This is a genomic window from Flavobacterium sp. RSSB_23 (assembly GCF_051547145.1).
Lineage (GTDB): Bacteria > Bacteroidota > Bacteroidia > Flavobacteriales > Flavobacteriaceae > Flavobacterium.
Genome location: NZ_JBPTTO010000062.1, coordinates 1 through 465 on the forward strand (window position 1 = coordinate 1; position 465 = coordinate 465).

At 44.7% G+C, this 465-nt stretch carries 1 protein-coding gene; it reads left to right on the forward strand.

The genetic code is table 11. From position 1 onward, the window contains the following. On the forward strand, nucleotides 1–465 hold a 465-nt coding region (locus ACSVH9_RS16375; RefSeq protein WP_438064637.1), incomplete at both ends, for a hypothetical protein.

A 465-nucleotide genomic window follows, 5' to 3' on the forward strand; every position in this document is an offset into this window, starting at 1 on the left:
TGGTTCTGTAACGGCAGGCGCTGTAACTGGAGCTGTAGGCACAGTAACCTATTCTTGGAAAAATGCTTCGAATACTGTAGTAGGCACTACCGCTTCTGTATCCAATTTACCTGCAGGTACTTATACTGTAACGGTTAGTGACTCTTGCTCTTCTGAGTCCAATTCTGTAACTATTGGTCAACCTGCAGCGGCTTTAGCTTTGGGTGCTTCTTCTAAAACTGATGCTTCTTGCTTTGGAGCCAGCACGGGTTCTGTAACTGCGGGAGCTGTAACTGGAGCTGTGGGAACAGTAACCTATTCTTGGAAAAATGCTTCGAATACTGTTGTAGGCACTACCGCTTCTGTATCCAATTTACCTGCTGGTACTTATACTGTAACAGTAACCGATTCTTGTTCTTCTGAGTCCAATTCTGTAACTATTGGACAACCTGAGGCAGCTTTGGCTTTGGGTGCTTCTTCTAAAAC